This window comes from Microbacterium umsixpiens (assembly GCF_053543675.1).
In genome coordinates this window covers 21,912-22,854 of record NZ_JBLVOH010000201.1, presented here as the reverse complement: position 1 = coordinate 22,854, position 943 = coordinate 21,912, and the positions used below count along the sequence as shown (strand labels likewise).

Here is a 943-nt window from a genome sequence, read left to right as displayed (position 1 = left end):
CCGCCGCCGCCTCGGGGTCGGCGGCGATCGAGGGCGTCCCCACCGTCACGACGGGGATCTCGGAGCGGTCGACCACGATCGCGCCGGACAGCGAATCGAGGCAGATGACGCCGCGCTTGGCGCGGTCCGGCCGGAAGAGCGGGAGCTTCGCCTCGAAGTACTCCTCCATGTCGGCGTAGTCGTCGAGGTGGTCGTGGCTGAGGTTGGTGAAGCCGGCGACGTCGAATCGGATGCCGTCGACACGGTGGCGCGACAGAGCCTGGGCGCTGACCTCGACCGCCACGGCCTCGACCTGGCGCTCGCGCATCAGGGCCAGGAGTGCGTGCATCTCGGAGGCCTCGGGGGTCGTCAGCCGCGAGACGATGACTTCGCCGGCGATGTGGCGTTCGGCGGTCGATGAGAGCCCGGTGACGACGCCGATCTGGTCGAGGATGCCCTCGAGCAGGTGGGAGACGCTGGTCTTCCCGTTCGTTCCCGTCGTGGCGAAGAGCAGCGGAAGCGGGTCATCTGCGCCGGTGCCGTACACCCAGGCGCTCAGGTCGCCGAGCACCGCTCTCGGGTCGTCGACCACGAGGATCGGCAGCCCCGCGGATCCGGCGATCGCAGCGCCAGGCTCGTCCGTGATGACGGCGACGGCGCCCTTCTCGGCTGAGGCGACGGCGAAATCCGCACCGTGCCTGTTGACGCCCCGGATCGCGACGAAGGCCTCGCCCGGACGAAGGTCCGCAGTGGCGAGTGTGATGCCGGAGAGGGCGATCCCGTCGATGTCGCCGCGCACACTGCGGGCGAAACGGGAAGCGAGTTCGGACAGCTCACGCCGGGGCGGGTTCGCGGGGCGGAGCACGGGAGGCAGGCTCGGTTGTTGTTCAATCGACATGTCGGATCCATGATCTCACGACGGCACGGTGAACACCTCTGCGGCACGACTCCTTGCGCGCCCGCG

The 943-nt window shown here is 69.8% G+C and carries 1 protein-coding gene; it reads right to left on the bottom strand.

Features of this window, described 5'->3' with window-relative positions:
* The coding region (locus tag ACNPM4_RS17875) for a Mur ligase family protein (RefSeq protein ID WP_448986578.1) at positions 1–877 on the bottom strand (877 nt) is incomplete at its 3' end.
* Positions 878–943 lie beyond the last annotated feature (66 nt).